This window comes from Rhodanobacter sp. FW021-MT20 (genome assembly GCF_041107475.1).
Lineage (GTDB): Bacteria > Pseudomonadota > Gammaproteobacteria > Xanthomonadales > Rhodanobacteraceae > Rhodanobacter_A > Rhodanobacter_A glycinis.
Window position 1 is genome coordinate 580,661 of record NZ_JBGBPX010000001.1, and the last position, 16,458, is coordinate 597,118.

Here is a 16,458-nt window from a genome sequence, read left to right on the forward strand (position 1 = left end):
CTCCATCCTTCACGGACGACCGGCCGATGATCTACCTGCAACTCCTGCTGCTCGTCATCGGCGTGGCGCTGCTGGTCGTCGGCTACCGGCGCAACGAACGCAAGCTGATGCTGGTTGCGGCCATCGTGCTGTTCCTCGCCGGCAGCGGGGCCCAGCTCGTCACCGGCTTTGTCGAAGGGTTGCACCAAGGTATCGCCGGCTGGGCGAAATAAGCGGCATTCCGGGATGCCTGTTCAAGATCTCTCCGTACTTGCACTTGTAGGAGCGGCTTCAGCCGCGATGCTTTGGGCAATGCGTCCGGAAAGCCCAAAGCATCGCGGCTGAAGCCGCTCCTACATCGCAAAGATGAAGGACTGGACGAGATTTTGAACGGCCCCTAACGTCCGCGCCCCTGCCCCGGCGACACACTCGGGTGCAGCGTCGGAACGGCTTGCGACGGAAGCGGAAAAGCCAGCACCTGGTCGGTGTAGGTCTCGACCAGCGCACTGAAAGGGTGGCCGGCCGCGTCGTACAGCAGCGCCCGGTGCTGCAACACCTCGTGCGGTATCGCCAGCCTGCCGGTGCCGGCCGGCAGCGGCGTTGCGCGCATCTCCCAGCCGGCGGGCAGGGGCGACCACAGCAACCTGGCCGACAATGTCTTGCGGCGGAAGTGCAACGGCCGCACCACCTTGCCGAACGGCACGTCACTGTGGTCGAGCTGGTCGTTCATCGCCGCGGTGAGCCGGTTGGGCAGGTACCAGTTGTCCGCCTCGGACAGCACGTGGTCGCCGCAGGCCAGGCGCACGCGGCGGTAACGCACCGGCTCGTCTGCACCGACGTCCAGCCGCTGGCGCATGTCCGGCGGCAGCGGCTTGTCGCGTCCGCGCACGCGGTACGCGAGCACGGTGGCGGGCGTGGCCATGCCGTGCGCCGCACACCAGCGTTCGAGCGTCAGCGTGGCACTGTCGTGGCCGAGCAGGTCGGCGTTGAAGGTCTCGAGCAGGGCCAGCGCCTGGGTACGGGCGAGCACGGTGTCCGGCCAGCCGGCCCCGTCGGCGACGGCACCGCCACTGGACATCGCCAGCAGCAGCGCCATGGCGACGAGCCAGGCCTGCCGCTTCACAGCCCCTTCGCCGCCTGCGCCACCGCGCGGAACAGCGCGCGCCCCTTGTTCATCGTCTCCTCCCACTCGGCGGCGGGGTCGGAGTCGTAGACGATGCCGGCGCCCGCCTGCACGTGCAGACGGCCGTCCTGGATCACCGCTGTGCGGATCGCGATGGCAGTGTCGGCATCGCCCCACCAGCCGATCCAGCCGATGGCGCCGGCGTAGATGTTGCGCTTGTACGGTTCGAGTTCCTGGATGATTTCCAGCGCGCGGATCTTCGGCGCGCCCGAGAGCGTGCCGGCCGGGAACGTGGCCTTGAGCACATCCATGTAACTGAGGTTCGGCCTGGCGGTGCCCTGCACCTGCGAGACGATGTGCATGACGTGCGAGTAACGCTCGATCGCGAACGAATCGGTGACCTCGACCGTGCCGGTTTCGCTGATCCGGCCGATGTCGTTGCGACCCAGGTCGATCAGCATCACGTGCTCGGCGCGTTCCTTGGGATCGGCCAGCAGCTCGGCTTCCAGTGCCTGGTCCTCGGCCTCGGTGGCGCCGCGCTTGCGCGTGCCGGCCAACGGGCGCACCAGTACCTTGCCGTCTTTCAGCCGAGCGAGGATTTCCGGCGACGAGCCGACGATCTGGGTCTCGCCGAGATCCACGAAATACATGTACGGCGACGGATTCAATGCGCGCAACGCGCGGTACACATCCACCGGCCGCGCATTGAAGCCCACGCTGAGCCGCTGCGACGGCACCACCTGGAAGATGTCACCGGCACGGATGTATTCCTTCGCCTTCTCCACCATCGCCTCGAACTCGGGCTTGGTGAAGGAGGATTTGAAATCGCTTTCGTCCAGCGCGGTGGACTGGGTCAGCTGCGGATAGGCCGCGCCGCCCTGGCGCAGGCGATAGACCAGCGCGTCGAGCCGGCGCTGCGCCTGCGCGTAAGCCTGCGGCTGCGACGGATCGGCATGCACGATCAGGTAGAGCCGCCCCTTGAGGTTGTCGAAAACCGCCACTTCCTCGGCCAGCATCAGCAGCACGTCGGGCGTACCCAGCTCGTCGGCGCGGTCCCACTGCGCCAGGCGCGGCTCGATGTAGCCGATCGTCTCGAAGCCGAAGTAGCCCACCAGTCCACCGCTGAACGCCGGCAGCTGCGGCAGCCGCGGCACGTCGTACTGCGCGCGCAGCTTCTCGATCTCGCCCAGCGGATCGTCGAGGTGGCGGCGCTCGGTGACTTCACCCGAATCCTCCACTTCCAGTTCATGTCCGCGCAGGCGATACACCCGCTTCGCCGGCAGGCCAATGATCGAATAGCGTCCCCAGGTGGCGCCGCCCTCGACCGATTCGAACAGGAAGGTGTACGGGCCATCGGCCAGTTTCAGGTACACCGACAGCGGCGTGTCCAGGTCGGAGAACACCTCGCGCACCAGCGGAATGCGGGTGTGGCCCTGCGCGGCCAGTGCATCGAAGTCGTCTTGGCTGATTTTGCCTGGGGAAATCACGTGGGGGTCCTGCGGGGAAAGTGCATCAAGATAGCAGTCTGTACGGCCATGGGCACGCTCTTCACCCCGGCTTGTTCTGCCGATGGCACTGCCACTAATCTCGCTTCAGGGGAATGCATCGAACAGGGGACCGGTTCGATTTCGGCGATTCGCGACAGACAAACCAGGCTTCCGGCCGGTCTGCGCGTAATGCGCGCATGGATTCCCTTCGTGATCGTCTTTCCGGCGGGACAGCCATGGAAAGCCTATTGCCACCGGCCTTTGTGCAGGTAGCGGCGAATGCAGGACAACCCACAAGGAGTGCAACGTGACAACCACGAACCAGACATGGATCGGCCAGAACGGCAAGCAATACGGCCCGTATGGCGAAGCACAAATCCGCCAATGGCTGAAAGAGGGCAAGCTGGCCCCAGACGCCGTGGCCTGGCGCGACGGCATGGCCGACTGGGTGCCCATCGCCCAGCTGTTCCCTGCCCCGGCCGCTGATCAGCCACCTCAGCCACCCGTCCCGCCTGCACCGCCGCCGTTTGCCAGCAGCTACGCGAACACCACGACTGGCGTGTTCTCGGCTCGCACAGACGACTATTCGTCAGCGACGAACAACACGGATATCCCCACACCACCGTCGCTGCACTGGGCGCTGATCTGGCTGTTCGCCATCCTCACGTTCGGGATCTTCGGCCTCGTATGGCCCTTCATCCAGGCCAACTGGGTGCGCAAGATCGATTCACGCAGCAATGCCATGCTGTTGCTCGGCCTGGCCACCGGCTGTCTCGTGGTGGGCTATCCGATGTATTTCGCCAGCCTCGCGTCGCTGCCCCATGGCGGTGGCGGCACGATAAGCGTTGCCGGTTTGCTGTTGCTGGCCTCCTGGGTGCTTTACCTGGTGGCCTTTTTCTCGATGGCCGGCTCCATGCGCGACAAGCTGGCAAGCCGGGAGCTGCCGCTGGAAATCGGCGGCGTCACCCTGTTCTTCTTCACCATGTATTACCTGCAGGGCCAGCTCAGCTGGGTCGCCCGCTGGAAGCGCACCGGACAGGTGACCCCGCGCGCGCCCAAAGGTGTGTTCTGGGCGCTGTTCTGCATCGTGCCTTTCGTGATTGCCATCCTCGCGGCCATCACCATTCCTGCCTACCAGGGTTACATCAACCGCGCCGAAATTTCCCAGGGCGCCGCCCTAGCCAGTGGCGCCAAGGTCGCGGTCGCCGAGTACTACAACAATCATGGCGAGCTGCCGGCGAACAATGCGGCAGCGGGACTCGCCGAGGACACATCTATCAGCGGCAAGTATGTTTCCGGCGTCTCCATTACTGACGGCAGGATCATGGTGACGTATCGCACCCTGGCGGCAAGCCGTAGCATCCGGGACAAGGTGTTGGTGCTGACGCCGCAGGTCGACCAGGGTTCGATCACCTGGAGCTGCGGCGACAGCACGATTCCGTACCGGGAGCTGCCACGCAGCTGCAGGCAATAATCCCCGCAATCGCCTTCGACTCAACCCAGCCGCTGCCTCGGCATGCCACGCAGGCGCAGGCTGAAGGCCACGCCGCTGCCATCGTCGAGGTTGCGCGCCGCCGCCGTGCCAGCGTGGCGCTCGGCAACCAGGCGCACCACGTACAGGCCCAGCCCAAGATGCGGCGCGTCGCCGGGCGTGGCCTTGTCACGCAGGCTCACCAGCGAATCGAACAGGCGGCCCTGCATCGCCGCGGGTAGCGGCGGTCCCTGGTTGGCCAGCTCGATTTCGGCACCCCCATCGATCACGCGCAGGGTCAGTCGCAGCCAGCCATCGGGTGGCGTGAACGACAACGCGTTGTCCAGCAGCTTGTCCAGCGCCTGCGCAATCGGTTCGGGTGCGCAATGCAGATGCAACGGCACCTCCGGCAACACGCATTCCAGTCGACGTTCGCCAATCAGCGGACGGTAGGCCTCGGCGCAGCCACGCACCACTTCGCACAAGTCCACGTCTTCCGGCTCGGCCGCAGCGATGGCGCGCTCCATCCGGCTCGACTCGCTCATCGCGCGCACCAGTGCGCCCAGTCGTGCCACGCCATCGCGGGCGCGGGCGAGGTAGGGCTGCGCATCCGGCGGCAATTCGCCTTGTGCCAGCAAGGTGTGCTCAAGGTTGTCCAGCGAAGACTTCACGATCGCCAATGGCGTATTCAATTCGTGCGACAGTTTCGAGGCCAGCGTACGCAGGTAGTCGGTATAGCCACCCACCACCTCGAACAAGCGCGAGAAGCTGCGCGCCAGGTCGCCAATCTCGTCATCGGCCTCGACCATCGGGAAATGCTCGCCGCGCAAATGGCCGTCCAGACGGCCGTCGTCCAACTGGGCCCGTTCGGCGGCATCGCGCAGACGCCCCAGTCGCAGACTCAAGCGCGTGGCGAACGCGAACAGCACGATGCCTGCAGCCAGCAGCACGCCGAAACTGGTCAGCAGCAGGCCGAACAGTGCGCGATTGGCCAGCAACGGCACCGCGCGACTGGCCTGCTCCAGCAGCAGCACGCCGTCCGGCTTGCCCTGTCGTTCGATCGGCACTGCCGCCGCCAAAACCACCGTGCCGCGCTGCTCACCCCAGCGCCACATGGCCGAAGGCTTGCCCTTCAGCGCCGTCTGCACTTCGGGCAGGCCTGGCTTCGGCGCCTGCTCGGTCCACGGTTCGGCATCGTGCAGACGATCGGCCAGCAGTGCGCGATAAACCACGGAAGCAAACCAGCCCGGCTGCCGCCCGGCCATGCCCAGTCGACCACTCTGTGCCAGCAACCAGCCCTGCCGCGAAAACACGCGCGCGTGCACATCGACCGGGGCGAGCTGGGTCAGCTCATGCGCCAGCGGATCGGAATATTGCAGCAGGGGCCGCGTATCGACTGCCGTGGGATCGCCACCGGTCACGCCGTCGTAAACGCCCACGCCGAGCCGATCCAGCGCCAGCGTAGGTGGCAGCCGCAATTCCACCTGATAGCCGCTGCCGTCCTCCTGCCACCACGCGTCGATACGATCGGGCAGGCCCGGCACGGCCGGGTCCAGCGGCTCGGCCACCAGCGGCCCCGGCGCGGCACTGGCCAGCAGGTAACGACGCTGGCCGGAGGCATTCGCCAGCAGCAGGGTGATGTGGTCTGCGCGCAGTGCGCCCGGGTCGTCGGCATCGGCACGCGTGCGGCGCGCGCAGCGGATATCGGCGTAGAGGTAGAAGCCATCCGCATCGCTGCCCAGCAGCAGCTTGCCGCGCGTGCCCAGCGACTGGCTCCAGGGCGTCATCGGCGCCCAGTCGTTGCCGTAGCCATCCACGGTGATCGGATTCACCGCCTGCTGCACATACCAGCCGGTGTCGCCCTGCGGCAGCGGCGCATGCGTCACCACCAGGCTGCGCGCCACCGCCCGCGCCGAGGCAATCAACGCCTGCGCCTGCCCTTCGCGCAGCAGCGTCTCCATCTGCCGCACATACAGCCAGCCGGCCACCGGCAAAGCCAGCGTGCACAGGGCGACCAGCAGCAGTTTGCGGCGCAGGGTCATGGCGTGGCCATGAGGTTATGCAATGCGCGGCTCAGTGGGCGGCCGCCGCGGGTTTCGCCAACGGCGGCGCCACGTAGTGCCGGTAATGCGAAGCCACCACCACGCGCATGAAGTCGTCGAGCAAGGCGCGCTGCTGCGGGCCGCCGTCGTTGAAGCTCATCGACCAGCTCAGGCGCACGCCACTGGCCTTGCCGGGATCGCAGAAGGCGACCACGTCGTCGACATGGTCGCTGCCTTCGTAAACGGTGGCCTGGCACGGCATGGCGGCATGCGGCACGGGGAAGCTGCGCGTCTTCGCGGTCGGATCGCGCTGCAGGTAATGCTTGCGATCGGCATCCAGCTCGGCCTGCAACGTGGGCAACTTGCTCGGCCATACATTGAGCACCATCACCCGCTGCGGCTTGCCGGTCCATTCGCCCTGGTAGAGCACCGCGTCGACGCCGATGGCGCGGGCATAGGTGCAGCAATCGCGGGTCCAGCCGGCCGGCGTGTCCACGGCAATCGCCCAAGCCGGAACCTTGCCGTCGCGCGCACCATGGGCCAGCACGTTGCCCGGGGTGGCGCCCGACCCGGCCGTTGTCGCCGCTGCTCCGCCCGCCCATGCCGATATGCCGTACGCGCACAGCGCCAGCAGCAGCCACGCACGACATCCGCGCATCACGGCTTCCACCGGTAGCCGACGCCATGCACGGTCTCGATGGCATCGAACTCCGGCGCCACCGCGATGAACTTCTTGCGGATGCGCTTGATGTGCGAGGTGATGGTGGCGTCATCCACCACCAGCTCGGCCTCGCGCATCAGCTGGTCGCGGTTCTTCACGTGGCCGGGGAAGCGCACCAGCGTGTGCACCATCCAGAATTCGGTCACGGTGAGCGGTACTTCCGCGTCATTCCAGGTGATGCGCATGCGCTCGGATTCGAGCTTCAGCGGACCATGTTCGATCACCGTCTCGCTGGACGTCGGCGCCTTCAGCGACTCGATCCGGCGGAACAGCGCGGCGATGCGCGCGGCCAGCTGGTGCAGGCTGGTGTCCTTGCTGAGGTAGTCGTCGGCGCCCAGGCGCAGGCCGGAAATCACGTCGAAATCCGAATCGCGCGCGGTGAGGAAGATGATCGGCAGCGTGCCCGACTTGGCGCGCAATTCGCGGCACAGGTCGAACCCGCCTTCCGGCTCGTCGCCCAGGCCGATGTCGATGATGACCAGCTCCGGCAACCTGGCCGCAAACGCGGTGGACGCATCCTGGCGCGACCCGTAACCGCGCGTGTCGTAGCCGAAACGGTTCAGCGCCTCGACGTAATTGGCGCGAATCAGCGGTTCGTCCTCGACGATGGCGATGCTGCGACCCATGGGCGATTGTCCTGTGAGGTGATGCTGCGCAGCGTGCTATGCGCGGCGGTCTCGCGCAAGCCACCGTTCGCCACTGCCCGCGTTTTGCCCGATTCGGTCGCCGCTTCGCCCGCTGGCGGACGGCTGACGCGCCGCTGACGGGCGCCTGATGGAATCCAGCCCCGCAGGAACCCCGACGATGCCCAACACCTCCCAGCGCCCCGATCCCGATGCCGAACTGCACCACTTCGAGCCATTGCGCGTGGTGCTGGCACTGGGTGCCCTGCTGCTGGCGCTGTTGCTGATGCTGCCTTGAGCAGCGCCCGCATGTCTCGATCCCGTTTGATGCCGTTTGCCATGATCGTTTCGATTGCCATGGAAGGCGTGGGCGTGACCGGCGCGAAAGGATGCGCGCCGGTCACCACCTGGAGCCAGCGCGCCGATCCGAATAGGCAACCGCTGTAACCGCACGTTCACGGCTTTCCCGCCGTTCCTTCAGCCCCTCCCCGCGGAGGGGCTTTTTTTGCGTTTTGCGCGCGGCCTCGCTGCTGGCCGGCATGCGCAGGTGGGCCGTGTCGCGGATTTTCCGCGTTCAGGGAACCAATCGAAAAGAACCCGGTCCGATACTTCGACAGGCGCGCCTTCCATGGCCGTGGAAGTCGCCGCGAGCGTTGGTTTGAGCCTCCACGATCGCGACGGCGCAGGTGCGCAAGTCAATGGTGCTCTCCTCAAGCGTCGTCACGACGCTCTTTGATCCCGGCGCAATTCGTTGCGTCGGGATTTTTATGCGCGGGCGATGGCCTCGCGCATGGCGGCAATCTCCGCCGCGTAATCATCCGCACCGAAGATCGCCGATCCGGCGACGAAGGTATCCGCGCCGGCGGCGGCAATGGCGCCGATGTTGTCGGCGTTGACGCCGCCATCGATTTCCAGCCGCACGTCCAGCCCGCGCTCGTCGATCATGCGACGCACGCGACGCAGTTTCTCCAACGCCATCGGAATGAACTTCTGGCCACCGAAGCCGGGGTTCACCGACATGATCAGCACCAGGTCGAGCTTGTCCAGCACGTAGTCGAGGCAATCCAGCGACGTGGCCGGGTTGAACACCAGGCCCGCCTTGCAGCCGGAGTCACGGATCAGGCCGATGGTACGGTCGACATGTTCGCTGGCTTCCGGATGGAAGCTGATCAGGCTGGCGCCGGCCCTGGCGAAATCCGGGGCGATGCGATCGACCGGCTTGACCATCAGGTGCACGTCGATCGGCGCGGTGACGCCGTACTTGCGCAGCGCCTTGAGCACCATCGGGCCCATCGTGAGGTTGGGCACGTAATGGTTGTCCATCACGTCGAAATGCACCCAATCGCCACCGGCGGCCAGCACGGCGGCGGTGTCCTCGCCCAGTCGGGCGAAATCGGCGGAAAGGATGGAAGGGGCGATGACGGGGGATTGCTTGGCCATGGCGTCGTCTCTGCGATGTAGGAGCGCACCCTGTGCGCGATGAAGGGGTGCGATGGAAGTTTACGGCGTCATCGCTTCGTAGGCTTTTCGCGCACAGGGTGCGCTCCTACATGTCATTCGGTCATTTGAACCCGCGCTCTTCCTTGATGCGGTCGTAGGCGGCATTGATCTCGCTGGCACGCGCTTCGGCGCGCTTGCGCATGTCTTCGGGCAAGTCGCCGAGGCGGTCCGGATGATGTTCGGAAATCAGCTTGCGGTAGGCGCGCTTCACCGCGCGGTCATCCGCGTCACGGGCAATGCCCAGGATGGCGTAGGGATCCGGACCCTGGGTATTGCGCGTGGGCGGCACGTAGCCGCCACTTCCGCCGGTACCGCGACTGTAGCCGCGCTGGCCGCCGGCGCCGGCGTTCCACGCGTAGCCTTTCATCGCCATCAGCGCCATCAGTTCCATGTCGCTGACCCGCAGGGCGAAGGCCAACTGGCGCAGGATCGCCATCTTTTCCGGTGGCGGATTGCCTTCGGCCAGCACCGTCTCGATCACCACGTCGAGCACGGGGAAAGCGTGGTCGCGACGCAAGCCGACCCACTGGCGCAGCTCGTCGATCATCGGGGTGACGTCGAATTCCGGCTGCTTGCCGCGGTTGAAGCTGGCCACGGCCTGCTGGCGCAACTCCGCGCTGAGGCCCATCCGCGTCATCATGCGTTCGGCCACGGCGATTTCCGCCTCGGAAACCCGACCGTCCGATTTCGCCACGGCGCCGAGCAGGGCAAACAGCGGCCCCACGAAGCCGCCGGCTTCCGGCGTGGCGCTGCGGCGCTGGCTGAAGCGCAGGTTGTCCAGCACGAAGCCGATGATGCCGCCCACCGCCGCACCGACGATGCCGTGACCCAGCAGCAGGCCGGCTATGGCGAACCAGATGGTGTAGGTGTAGCTCATGGCTGCGACTTGGCCGGCGACTGCGGTAACTGGGCGCTATACCACTGCGCCAGCGCATCGAGGTCCGCATCGCTGAGCGGGCCGATGGCGGCACGCATCACCGCCACGTTGCGGCTGCCGTCGCGGTAGTCCTTGAGCGCCTTGCGCAGGTAATCCAGCTTCTGCCCGGCGAGATTGGGCACGCCTGGCACGCGAGCCATGCCGGTGTCGCCATGGCAGGCTGCGCACAAGCCAAGCCGCACGGGCTTCGCCGGCGTGGCGGCCACGGCCGGAAAGGCAAAAGCGAAGCTGAGTGCCGCAATCAGTACGGTTCGCATCGGCAGGAAGGAAACAATAAAGTCGCCGATTCTAGCAGTGCCGACCGCGGGAGCGTGGGCTACAGCCATGGTTCGAGGCGAAATGCCTCACCTGCGAGGCCCGCTTTTCGACGATTCGGCGGCCTATGGCAGTGCCTTGGGCCAGGAAGCGGTGGAAAAATGGACCGCAGACGGGGCTTTGCGGTCGGACGATGGCCGTGGCCGCGCTTCTGAACGCCCACACCGCCACTGCGGCGCGGCGCCGCTACAATGGGCGATCCCTCCACCCAACGTATTCGGAGCGCACGTGCCTACCACCTTGCTGCAAGCCGACCTGCCCGGCCTCGACCTGATCCACCGCGGCAAGGTGCGCGATGTCTATGCGCTGTCTGGCAATCGGCTGCTGATCGTTGCCACCGATCGCCTGTCCGCCTTCGACGTGGTGATGCCCGACCCGATTCCCGGCAAGGGCGAGATGCTCACGCAAATCTCCAACTTCTGGTTCGGCAAGACCGCGCACATCATCCCCAACCACCTGCTGCACACGCCGCTGGCCGAAGTGCTGCCGGCGGGCGTGGACCCCGCGCTGTACGAGAAGCGCGCCGTGGTGACGCGTCGATTGAAGCCGGTGCCGGTGGAAGCCATTGCGCGCGGCTACCTGATCGGTTCGGGCTGGAAGGATTACCAGCGCAGCGGCACGCTGTGCGGCATCACGCTTCCGGCCGGATTGAAGCAGGCGCAACAGCTGCCGGAACCGATCTTCACGCCGTCGACCAAGGCCGCCATGGGCGACCACGACGAGAACGTGAGCTTCGATGCGGTGATTTCCGCCGTCGGTGCGGAACTGGCCGGCCAGGTGCGCGACGCCACGCTGGCCATCTACAAGTGGGCCGCCGCCTATGCCGCCGAACGCGGCATCATCCTGGCCGACACCAAGTTCGAGTTCGGTACCGACGAAGATGGCAAGCTCTACGTGATGGACGAGATGCTCACTCCGGATTCCTCGCGCTACTGGCCCGCCGACGAATACCGCGTCGGCATCAGCCCGCCCAGCTACGACAAGCAGTTCGTGCGCGACTGGCTGGAAACGCAGGACTGGAACAAGAAAGCGCCGGGCCCGAAGATTCCGGCCGAGGTCATCGCGCGCACCCGTGCCAAATACGCCGAGGCACTGCAGCGGCTTGCCGGCATCCAGTTGGACTGACGAATGAACGCCTGGTTGTCCCTGACCATCGCGATCATTGCCGAAGTGATCGGCACCAGCGCGCTGAAGGCCAGTGAGGGTTTCAGCCGTCCCTGGCCCAGCGTGCTCGTGGTGGTTGGCTATGCCGCGGCGTTCTATTTCCTTAGCCTCACCTTGCGGCGCATACCGATAGGCATCGCCTACGCGGTATGGGCCGGAGCCGGCACCGTGCTAATCACAGTGATTGGCGCGGTGGTGTTCCGTCAGAAGATCGACTTGGCTGGTGGCATCGGCATCGGCCTGATCGTTGCTGGCGTCCTGGTGCTGAACCTGCTATCCAAAAGCAGCGCCCATTGAGCGCCCAACCGGGGGATTCCAACCATGCGCACCATGCAGGACTGGCTCGACAGCTACAGCAGCGACCATCGCAATCCGACCAACCAGCGACTGCACTGGCTGTGCGTACCACCGATCGTGTGGTCGGTAATCGCCCTGCTCTGGGCCATTCCGATACCGGCCTCGCTGGCCCGCCAAGGCTCTTGGGCCGTGCTGGTGATGGTGCTGGCGTTCTACTGGTACTGGCAGCGCTCGCGTCGCCTGGCGACGGCCCTGTTGATCGCCTTCGCCGTGCTCGGCCTGATCACCCACGTGCTGTATGAGCGGCTGGGTGCCGAGCACCTGTGCTACCTGGCAGTCATCGTGTTCGTGATCGCCTGGATCGGCCAGTTCGTTGGCCATCACTATGAAGGACGGCGGCCCAGCTTCCTTACCGACCTCTCCTATCTGTTGATCGGCCCGGCATGGCTGATGGAAAAGCTGCTGCGCAAACTGGGCCTTGGAGCCTCGGCATGACCGCTACCCTGCTCACCCTGCTCAGCAGCCTGGTCTGGTGGGTGCTCTACAGCTCCATCGGCGCACTGTTCTGCGCCTTGATCGCGTGGGTGGTGTTGCGCTGGTGCGAACAGGGTCCGCCCGTATTCAACCGCGTCTACATGGCCTGCCTGCTCTGGACGCTGCTCGGCGTACTGATGGTGGCCGGTGTGGCCATCCATGTCGGCAACGTGCGCCCACCCTACGGTGAACTGCTCCACTCCAGCCTGCTGCGGCTGGTACTGGTGATCGACATGCTGGTGGGCGTGGTGTTGCTGTGGCGATTGATTCCGCGCTATGACCAGCGGCGGATTCGCCCGACCAGCGCGTGCCTGGCCGTCGCCATCGTGATGGCGATTGTCTTTGGGGTGGCCACCTCGGTCGGGGTGACCTGACGGTTTTTCGGTTTGGCTTGTGCTCTTCGTGATCGCCAGGTTGCTCGCCTGCGGCGGGCTTTCGCTCGCATTGGCGTGATCGGTGGGTGGCTCGCTTGCAGCGGGCTTTTGCTCGTTCTGACGTAGTCGATGACTGGCTCGCCTGCGGCGGGCTTTCGAGCGCCTGCCGGCGCCCGAGTTACCTCTCTTTGCTGGCCCAAAGAGACGTAACCCAGAGAAATGGCCTGATGGGACCCGCCGACCCTACAAGCCTTGGCGGTCGAGGTGTTTGGAACCTGCGTGACACTTCCTGTTACACGCACGGCCACGCCGCGCCGTCACCGTCAACTGAGGGGTAGGAAGAGCAAGCTCGCGTAATCGGACTCGACGCTGCGGTGTGCGGCTTTTTCATCCCCTTCGAGAAGCGGCGCGCGGCGGAGGATCAGGCCCGCAGGGTGGCTGGCAGGGATGCCAGCCAGTTCGACGCCATGGCAGGCGACGGCATGGATGCCGGAGTTGAGGCAACGCAGGACGCAGTTGCCCGATGCCCTGTCGGCGAACCCCCGTAGCCGGGCGCGGACCCGCCGGCTCGCAGAGCCGGTGGGCGCGAACGCAGGGTGTCCCTCTTTTGGTTCCGTTTTCTCGGACAAGCGAGAAAATGAACCCGGCCGCCGGCAGGCGGGCGGAACCCCGTCACCAAAGGTGGCGGCATGCAGGCGACCACACTCCGGCAAAACGACACAGCCTGCGCCTTCCGGATAACAGTGAACGAAGGCTGGAAGCGCTTCTCAACAGACGCATGTTGTGTCATCCAATGAAAAGCACCCGCATGCAGCACGCAAACCCGTTCGCCTACCCTGACTGACAAACAAAAGGCGGGCCATGGCGGCCCGCCTTTTTCACGACACGAAAACCAGCGTCAGCCGATCACGCGCTTGGTCGCGTCGATCACGTGGGCCACGGTGATGCCGAAGTAATCGAACAATTGCGGTGCCGGGGCCGAGGCGCCGAAGGTGGTCATGCCGATCACTTCGCCGTCCAGGCCGACATACTTGCGCCAGAAATCGGCGATGCCGGCTTCCACCGCCACGCGTGCACGGCACCAGCCGGGCAACACGCCCTCGCGGTATTCCACCGGCTGCGCATCGAAGGTTTCGGTGCACGGCATCGACACCACGCGTACCGGCACATTCTGCTGCGCCAGCGCACGCGCCGCTTCCATCGCCAGCTCCACTTCGGAACCGGTGGCGATCAGGATCGCCTTGAACTTGGTGTCGGCCGGATCGGACAGCACGTAGCCACCGCGCGCGATGTCGGCCAGCTGCTGTGTGGTGCGCTGCTGGTGCTTCAGCGTCTGGCGTGAGAACACCAGGCACGAAGGGCCATCCTTGCGCTCGATCGCCGACTTCCACGACACCGCCGACTCCACCGCGTCGCAGGGACGCCATACGCGGTTGTTCGGGATGTAGCGCAGCGAGGCCATGTGCTCCACCGGCTGGTGGGTGGGGCCGTCTTCGCCCAGGCCGATCGAATCGTGGGTGTAGACGTGGATGGAATGCGCCGGGATCAACGCGCTCATGCGCACGGCGTTGCGCGCGTAATCGGAGAACACCAGGAAGGTGGCGTCGTAGGGCACGAAGCCGCCATGCAACGCCAGGCCGTTGCCGATCGCGGTCATGCCGAACTCGCGCACGCCGGAATGGATGTAGTTGGCGTTGGGGCTGGCTTCGGTAACGCTGACCGAGCCCTTCCAGATGGTGAGGTTGGAGCCGGCCAGGTCGGCCGAGCCGCCGATCAGCTCCGGCAGCAGCGGGCCAAACGCGTCCAGCGTCATCTGCGAGGCCTTGCGGCTGGCCACGTTCGGACCTTCGGCCTGCAGCTTCTCGACGAAGGCCTGCGACTTCTCGGCCCAGTCGGTCGGCAGCTCGGCGGCCAGTCGGCGCTTGAACTCGGCCGCCAGTTCCGGATGCGCCTTGGCGTACTCGGCGAACAGCGCGTTCCACTCGGATTCGAGCTTGGCGCCGGCTTCCTTCGCGTCCCAGCCGGCGTAGATGTCGGCGGGGATGTCGAACGGCGGCGAACGCCAGTCGAGCATGTCGCGCGCGGCGGCGATCTCATCCTTGCCCAGCGCCGAGCCGTGGCAGGATTCGGTGCCTTCCTTGTTCGGCGAACCGAAGCCGATGATGGTCTTGCACATCACCAGCGTGGGCTTGCCGGTCTCGGCCTTGGCCGCGGCCAGCGCCGCCTTGACCTTCTCGGCATCGTGGCCGTCCACGTCGCGGATCACGTGCCAGCCGCAGGCCTCGAAACGCCCGGCGGTGTCGTCGGTGAACCAGCCTGGCACTTCACCGTCGATGGAGATGTTGTTGTCGTCGTAGATCAGGGTGAGCTTGCCCAGCTTCCAGGTACCGGCCAGCGAGATCGCCTCCTGCGAGATGCCTTCCATCAGGCAGCCGTCGCCGCAGAACACCCAGGTATGGTGGTCGACCACATTGAAACCGGGCTGATTGAAGCGCTCGGCCAGCACCTTCTCGGCCAGCGCGAAGCCCACGCCGTTGGCGATGCCCTGGCCCAGCGGGCCGGTGGTGGTTTCCACACCCACCGTCTCATGCGCTTCCGGGTGGCCCGGCGTCTTCGAGTGCAGCTGGCGGAAGCGCTTCAACTCGCTCATCGGCAGGTCGTAGCCGGACAGATGCAGCACGGCGTACTGCAGCATCGAGCCGTGGCCGTTGGACAACATGAAACGGTCGCGGTTGAACCAGTGCGGGTTGGCCGGGTTGTGGTGGTGGAAGTCGTTCCACAGCACCTCGGCGATATCCGCCATGCCCATCGGCATGCCCGGGTGACCGGAGTTGGCCGCCTCCACGGCGTCCATGGCAAGGGCACGCACGGCATTGGCAAGTTGGCGACGGGTGGTCATGAAAGCATCTCCGATGGGCTGCGGTGACGAAAAACCGTCATTGTCGCCGATCGCCATGGGCATGTCGCGCAGCAATGCTGCCCGAGGGCGGGACTTAACCCGACCTTAATACTGCACTTAACGGTATTGAAACCCTTCAGGCGTGTGCCCATCTAATGGCACGGCACCGCTACATGACGGTTGCCGGACCGCGACATCACCTTTCCCCAAGGCGTCGCGGGACGCATCAAAAACAAGAGGATCATCCCCATGAACAAGACGTTGTTTGCCCTTGCCCTGGCCACCGGCGGCCTGATCGCGGTTCCTGCCGCATTCGCGCAAGACTCCACCCCCACGGCCCAGCACGGCTGGTACGTCGGCGCCGATGCCGGCTATGCCCACATCACCCAGGGCAATTACGACAACGGCGCTTTCGCCGGCGGCGTGAAAGGCGGCTATCGCTTCGCGATCAACCCCGAAACCTCGCTGGGCGTGGAAGTCGGCTACCAGTACCTGGGTCGCACCAAGGCCGATGGCGCATATAACGGCCTGCCCGGCACCAAGTCCAAGCTGCGCGGCAGCACCGCCGGCCTCGACCTGCGCTACAACTTCCAGCCGAACTGGTACGCCGAAATTCGCGGCGGCGCTTTCTACGCCCAGGCCGAAGGCCTGACCGGCGGCGACAATGCGCAATTCCGCCACTTCGAGAAAACCAGCTATTACGCCGGCGCCGGCGTGGGTTACAACTTCAACCCGCAGTGGAGCGTGGGCCTGAATTACAACTATTACGGCGCCTCCGACAAGGGTCTGAAAATGAACCCGAACGTCTACACCGTATCGGGCGAATATCGTTTCTGATGGCTTGAAACGGCTTTGACAAAGCCTGTGCAATCAGGCACCTGGAGGCGCCTGATTGCCTGGCAGCCCAACATTTCAGAAAACAGAACGATTGCTGAATTAATTCAGACTTAATGCTTTTACTACGGTCGTTGAATCTTTTCCGTAGTGCTCCA

The 16,458-nt window shown here is 65.5% G+C and carries 17 protein-coding genes; 8 read left to right on the forward strand and 9 right to left on the reverse strand.

Annotation, left to right across the window (positions count from 1 at the left end):
- The first annotated feature begins 26 nt into the window (after window positions 1-26).
- Window positions 27-212 carry a hypothetical protein gene (locus AB7849_RS02790; protein WP_008209463.1) on the forward strand — a complete coding sequence of 62 codons (186 nt, stop codon included), beginning with the start codon at window positions 27-29 and terminating at the stop codon, window positions 210-212.
- A gap of 164 nt (window positions 213-376) precedes the next feature.
- Here the strand turns inward: AB7849_RS02790 and AB7849_RS02795 are convergent, their stop codons facing one another.
- Both AB7849_RS02795 and trpE read right to left on the reverse strand, forming a co-directional pair.
- Window positions 377-1,075, reverse strand: a complete 699-nt coding sequence (locus AB7849_RS02795; protein ID WP_050984288.1) for a hypothetical protein — start codon at window positions 1,073-1,075, stop codon at window positions 377-379.
- A 23-nt stretch (window positions 1,076-1,098) separates the two neighbouring features.
- Entirely contained in the window at window positions 1,099-2,589 is a 1,491-nt protein-coding gene (trpE, locus tag AB7849_RS02800; protein WP_008209461.1) for an anthranilate synthase component I, read from the reverse strand.
- A gap of 307 nt (window positions 2,590-2,896) precedes the next feature.
- Here trpE and AB7849_RS02805 point away from each other — a divergent pair, with 307 nt between their 5' ends.
- A complete protein-coding gene (locus tag AB7849_RS02805) occupies window positions 2,897-4,063 on the forward strand; it encodes a pilin (protein ID WP_369500529.1) in 1,167 nt (388 codons plus the stop codon).
- A 20-nt stretch (window positions 4,064-4,083) separates the two neighbouring features.
- Here the strand turns inward: AB7849_RS02805 and AB7849_RS02810 are convergent, their stop codons facing one another.
- From AB7849_RS02810 to pdsR, 3 genes are read right to left on the reverse strand one after another with little or no spacing between them, the layout of a single operon-like run.
- Window positions 4,084-6,102: an ATP-binding protein gene (locus tag AB7849_RS02810; protein WP_008209458.1), complete on the reverse strand. Its 2,019-nt coding sequence runs from the start codon at window positions 6,100-6,102 to the stop codon at window positions 4,084-4,086.
- A gap of 31 nt (window positions 6,103-6,133) precedes the next feature.
- Window positions 6,134-6,760: a hypothetical protein gene (locus tag AB7849_RS02815; RefSeq protein ID WP_037098894.1), complete on the reverse strand. Its 627-nt coding sequence runs from the start codon at window positions 6,758-6,760 to the stop codon at window positions 6,134-6,136.
- The gene (pdsR, locus tag AB7849_RS02820; RefSeq protein WP_008209455.1) at window positions 6,760-7,449 is read right to left on the reverse strand and encodes a proteobacterial dedicated sortase system response regulator; all 690 of its coding nucleotides are present in this window, start codon (window positions 7,447-7,449) and stop codon (window positions 6,760-6,762) included. The genes AB7849_RS02815 and pdsR overlap by 1 nt, the downstream gene beginning before the upstream one ends.
- A 306-nt stretch (window positions 7,450-7,755) precedes the next feature.
- Between pdsR and AB7849_RS02825 the strand changes: the two genes are divergently transcribed.
- Entirely contained in the window at window positions 7,756-7,893 is a 138-nt protein-coding gene (locus AB7849_RS02825; RefSeq protein WP_157618036.1) for a hypothetical protein, read from the forward strand.
- A 318-nt stretch (window positions 7,894-8,211) separates the two neighbouring features.
- Here the strand turns inward: AB7849_RS02825 and rpe are convergent, their stop codons facing one another.
- From rpe to AB7849_RS02840, 3 genes are all read right to left on the reverse strand, one after another.
- Window positions 8,212-8,886, reverse strand: a complete 675-nt coding sequence (rpe, locus tag AB7849_RS02830; protein ID WP_008209453.1) for a ribulose-phosphate 3-epimerase — start codon at window positions 8,884-8,886, stop codon at window positions 8,212-8,214.
- Window positions 8,887-9,007: 121 nt separating this feature from the next.
- Complete coding sequence (gene djlA / locus AB7849_RS02835) at window positions 9,008-9,823, reverse strand: co-chaperone DjlA (protein ID WP_008209451.1); 816 nt, start codon at window positions 9,821-9,823, stop codon at window positions 9,008-9,010.
- On the reverse strand, window positions 9,820-10,140 hold the full coding sequence (locus AB7849_RS02840) for a c-type cytochrome (RefSeq protein WP_008209449.1): 321 nt from the start codon (window positions 10,138-10,140) through the stop codon (window positions 9,820-9,822). Before AB7849_RS02840 ends, djlA begins: the two co-directional genes overlap by 4 nt.
- A gap of 286 nt (window positions 10,141-10,426) precedes the next feature.
- Here AB7849_RS02840 and AB7849_RS02845 point away from each other — a divergent pair, with 286 nt between their 5' ends.
- Genes AB7849_RS02845 through AB7849_RS02860 form a run of 4 tightly spaced genes read left to right on the forward strand, consistent with a single transcriptional unit; the run spans window position 10,427 to window position 12,567 of the window.
- On the forward strand, window positions 10,427-11,323 hold the full coding sequence (locus tag AB7849_RS02845) for a phosphoribosylaminoimidazolesuccinocarboxamide synthase (protein ID WP_037098884.1): 897 nt from the start codon (window positions 10,427-10,429) through the stop codon (window positions 11,321-11,323).
- 3 nt (window positions 11,324-11,326) lie between these two features.
- Window positions 11,327-11,659, forward strand: coding sequence for a DMT family transporter (locus AB7849_RS02850; RefSeq protein WP_008209445.1), 333 nt, complete (start codon window positions 11,327-11,329; stop codon window positions 11,657-11,659).
- A 24-nt stretch (window positions 11,660-11,683) separates the two neighbouring features.
- On the forward strand, window positions 11,684-12,154 hold the full coding sequence (locus AB7849_RS02855) for an Mpo1 family 2-hydroxy fatty acid dioxygenase (RefSeq protein WP_008209443.1): 471 nt from the start codon (window positions 11,684-11,686) through the stop codon (window positions 12,152-12,154).
- Window positions 12,151-12,567 carry a hypothetical protein gene (locus AB7849_RS02860; protein WP_008209441.1) on the forward strand — a complete coding sequence of 139 codons (417 nt, stop codon included), beginning with the start codon at window positions 12,151-12,153 and terminating at the stop codon, window positions 12,565-12,567. Before AB7849_RS02855 ends, AB7849_RS02860 begins: the two co-directional genes overlap by 4 nt.
- Window positions 12,568-13,465: 898 nt before the next feature.
- On the opposite strand, the gene tkt is transcribed toward AB7849_RS02860, so the two are convergent.
- Window positions 13,466-15,466 (reverse strand): transketolase, encoded by a 2,001-nt coding sequence (gene tkt, locus AB7849_RS02865; protein WP_008207533.1) that lies wholly within the window; start codon window positions 15,464-15,466, stop codon window positions 13,466-13,468.
- 249 nt (window positions 15,467-15,715) lie between these two features.
- Here tkt and AB7849_RS02870 point away from each other — a divergent pair, with 249 nt between their 5' ends.
- Entirely contained in the window at window positions 15,716-16,303 is a 588-nt protein-coding gene (locus AB7849_RS02870) for a porin family protein (protein ID WP_008207531.1), read from the forward strand.
- Window positions 16,304-16,458 lie beyond the last annotated feature (155 nt).

Coding starts and splice junctions, on each gene's coding strand:
- AB7849_RS02790 (WP_008209463.1), top strand. CDS start 27: ATGATCTACCTGCAACTCCTGCTGCTCGTCATCGGCGTGGCGCTGCTG.
- AB7849_RS02795 (WP_050984288.1), bottom strand. CDS start 1,075: ATGGCGCTGCTGCTGGCGATGTCCAGTGGCGGTGCCGTCGCCGACGGG.
- AB7849_RS02810 (WP_008209458.1), bottom strand. CDS start 6,102: ATGACCCTGCGCCGCAAACTGCTGCTGGTCGCCCTGTGCACGCTGGCT.
- AB7849_RS02815 (WP_037098894.1), bottom strand. CDS start 6,760: ATGCGCGGATGTCGTGCGTGGCTGCTGCTGGCGCTGTGCGCGTACGGC.
- pdsR (WP_008209455.1), bottom strand. CDS start 7,449: ATGGGTCGCAGCATCGCCATCGTCGAGGACGAACCGCTGATTCGCGCC.
- AB7849_RS02825 (WP_157618036.1), top strand. CDS start 7,756: ATGTCTCGATCCCGTTTGATGCCGTTTGCCATGATCGTTTCGATTGCC.
- rpe (WP_008209453.1), bottom strand. CDS start 8,886: ATGGCCAAGCAATCCCCCGTCATCGCCCCTTCCATCCTTTCCGCCGAT.
- djlA (WP_008209451.1), bottom strand. CDS start 9,823: ATGAGCTACACCTACACCATCTGGTTCGCCATAGCCGGCCTGCTGCTG.
- AB7849_RS02840 (WP_008209449.1), bottom strand. CDS start 10,140: ATGCGAACCGTACTGATTGCGGCACTCAGCTTCGCTTTTGCCTTTCCG.
- AB7849_RS02850 (WP_008209445.1), top strand. CDS start 11,327: ATGAACGCCTGGTTGTCCCTGACCATCGCGATCATTGCCGAAGTGATC.
- AB7849_RS02855 (WP_008209443.1), top strand. CDS start 11,684: ATGCGCACCATGCAGGACTGGCTCGACAGCTACAGCAGCGACCATCGC.
- AB7849_RS02860 (WP_008209441.1), top strand. CDS start 12,151: ATGACCGCTACCCTGCTCACCCTGCTCAGCAGCCTGGTCTGGTGGGTG.
- tkt (WP_008207533.1), bottom strand. CDS start 15,466: ATGACCACCCGTCGCCAACTTGCCAATGCCGTGCGTGCCCTTGCCATG.
- AB7849_RS02870 (WP_008207531.1), top strand. CDS start 15,716: ATGAACAAGACGTTGTTTGCCCTTGCCCTGGCCACCGGCGGCCTGATC.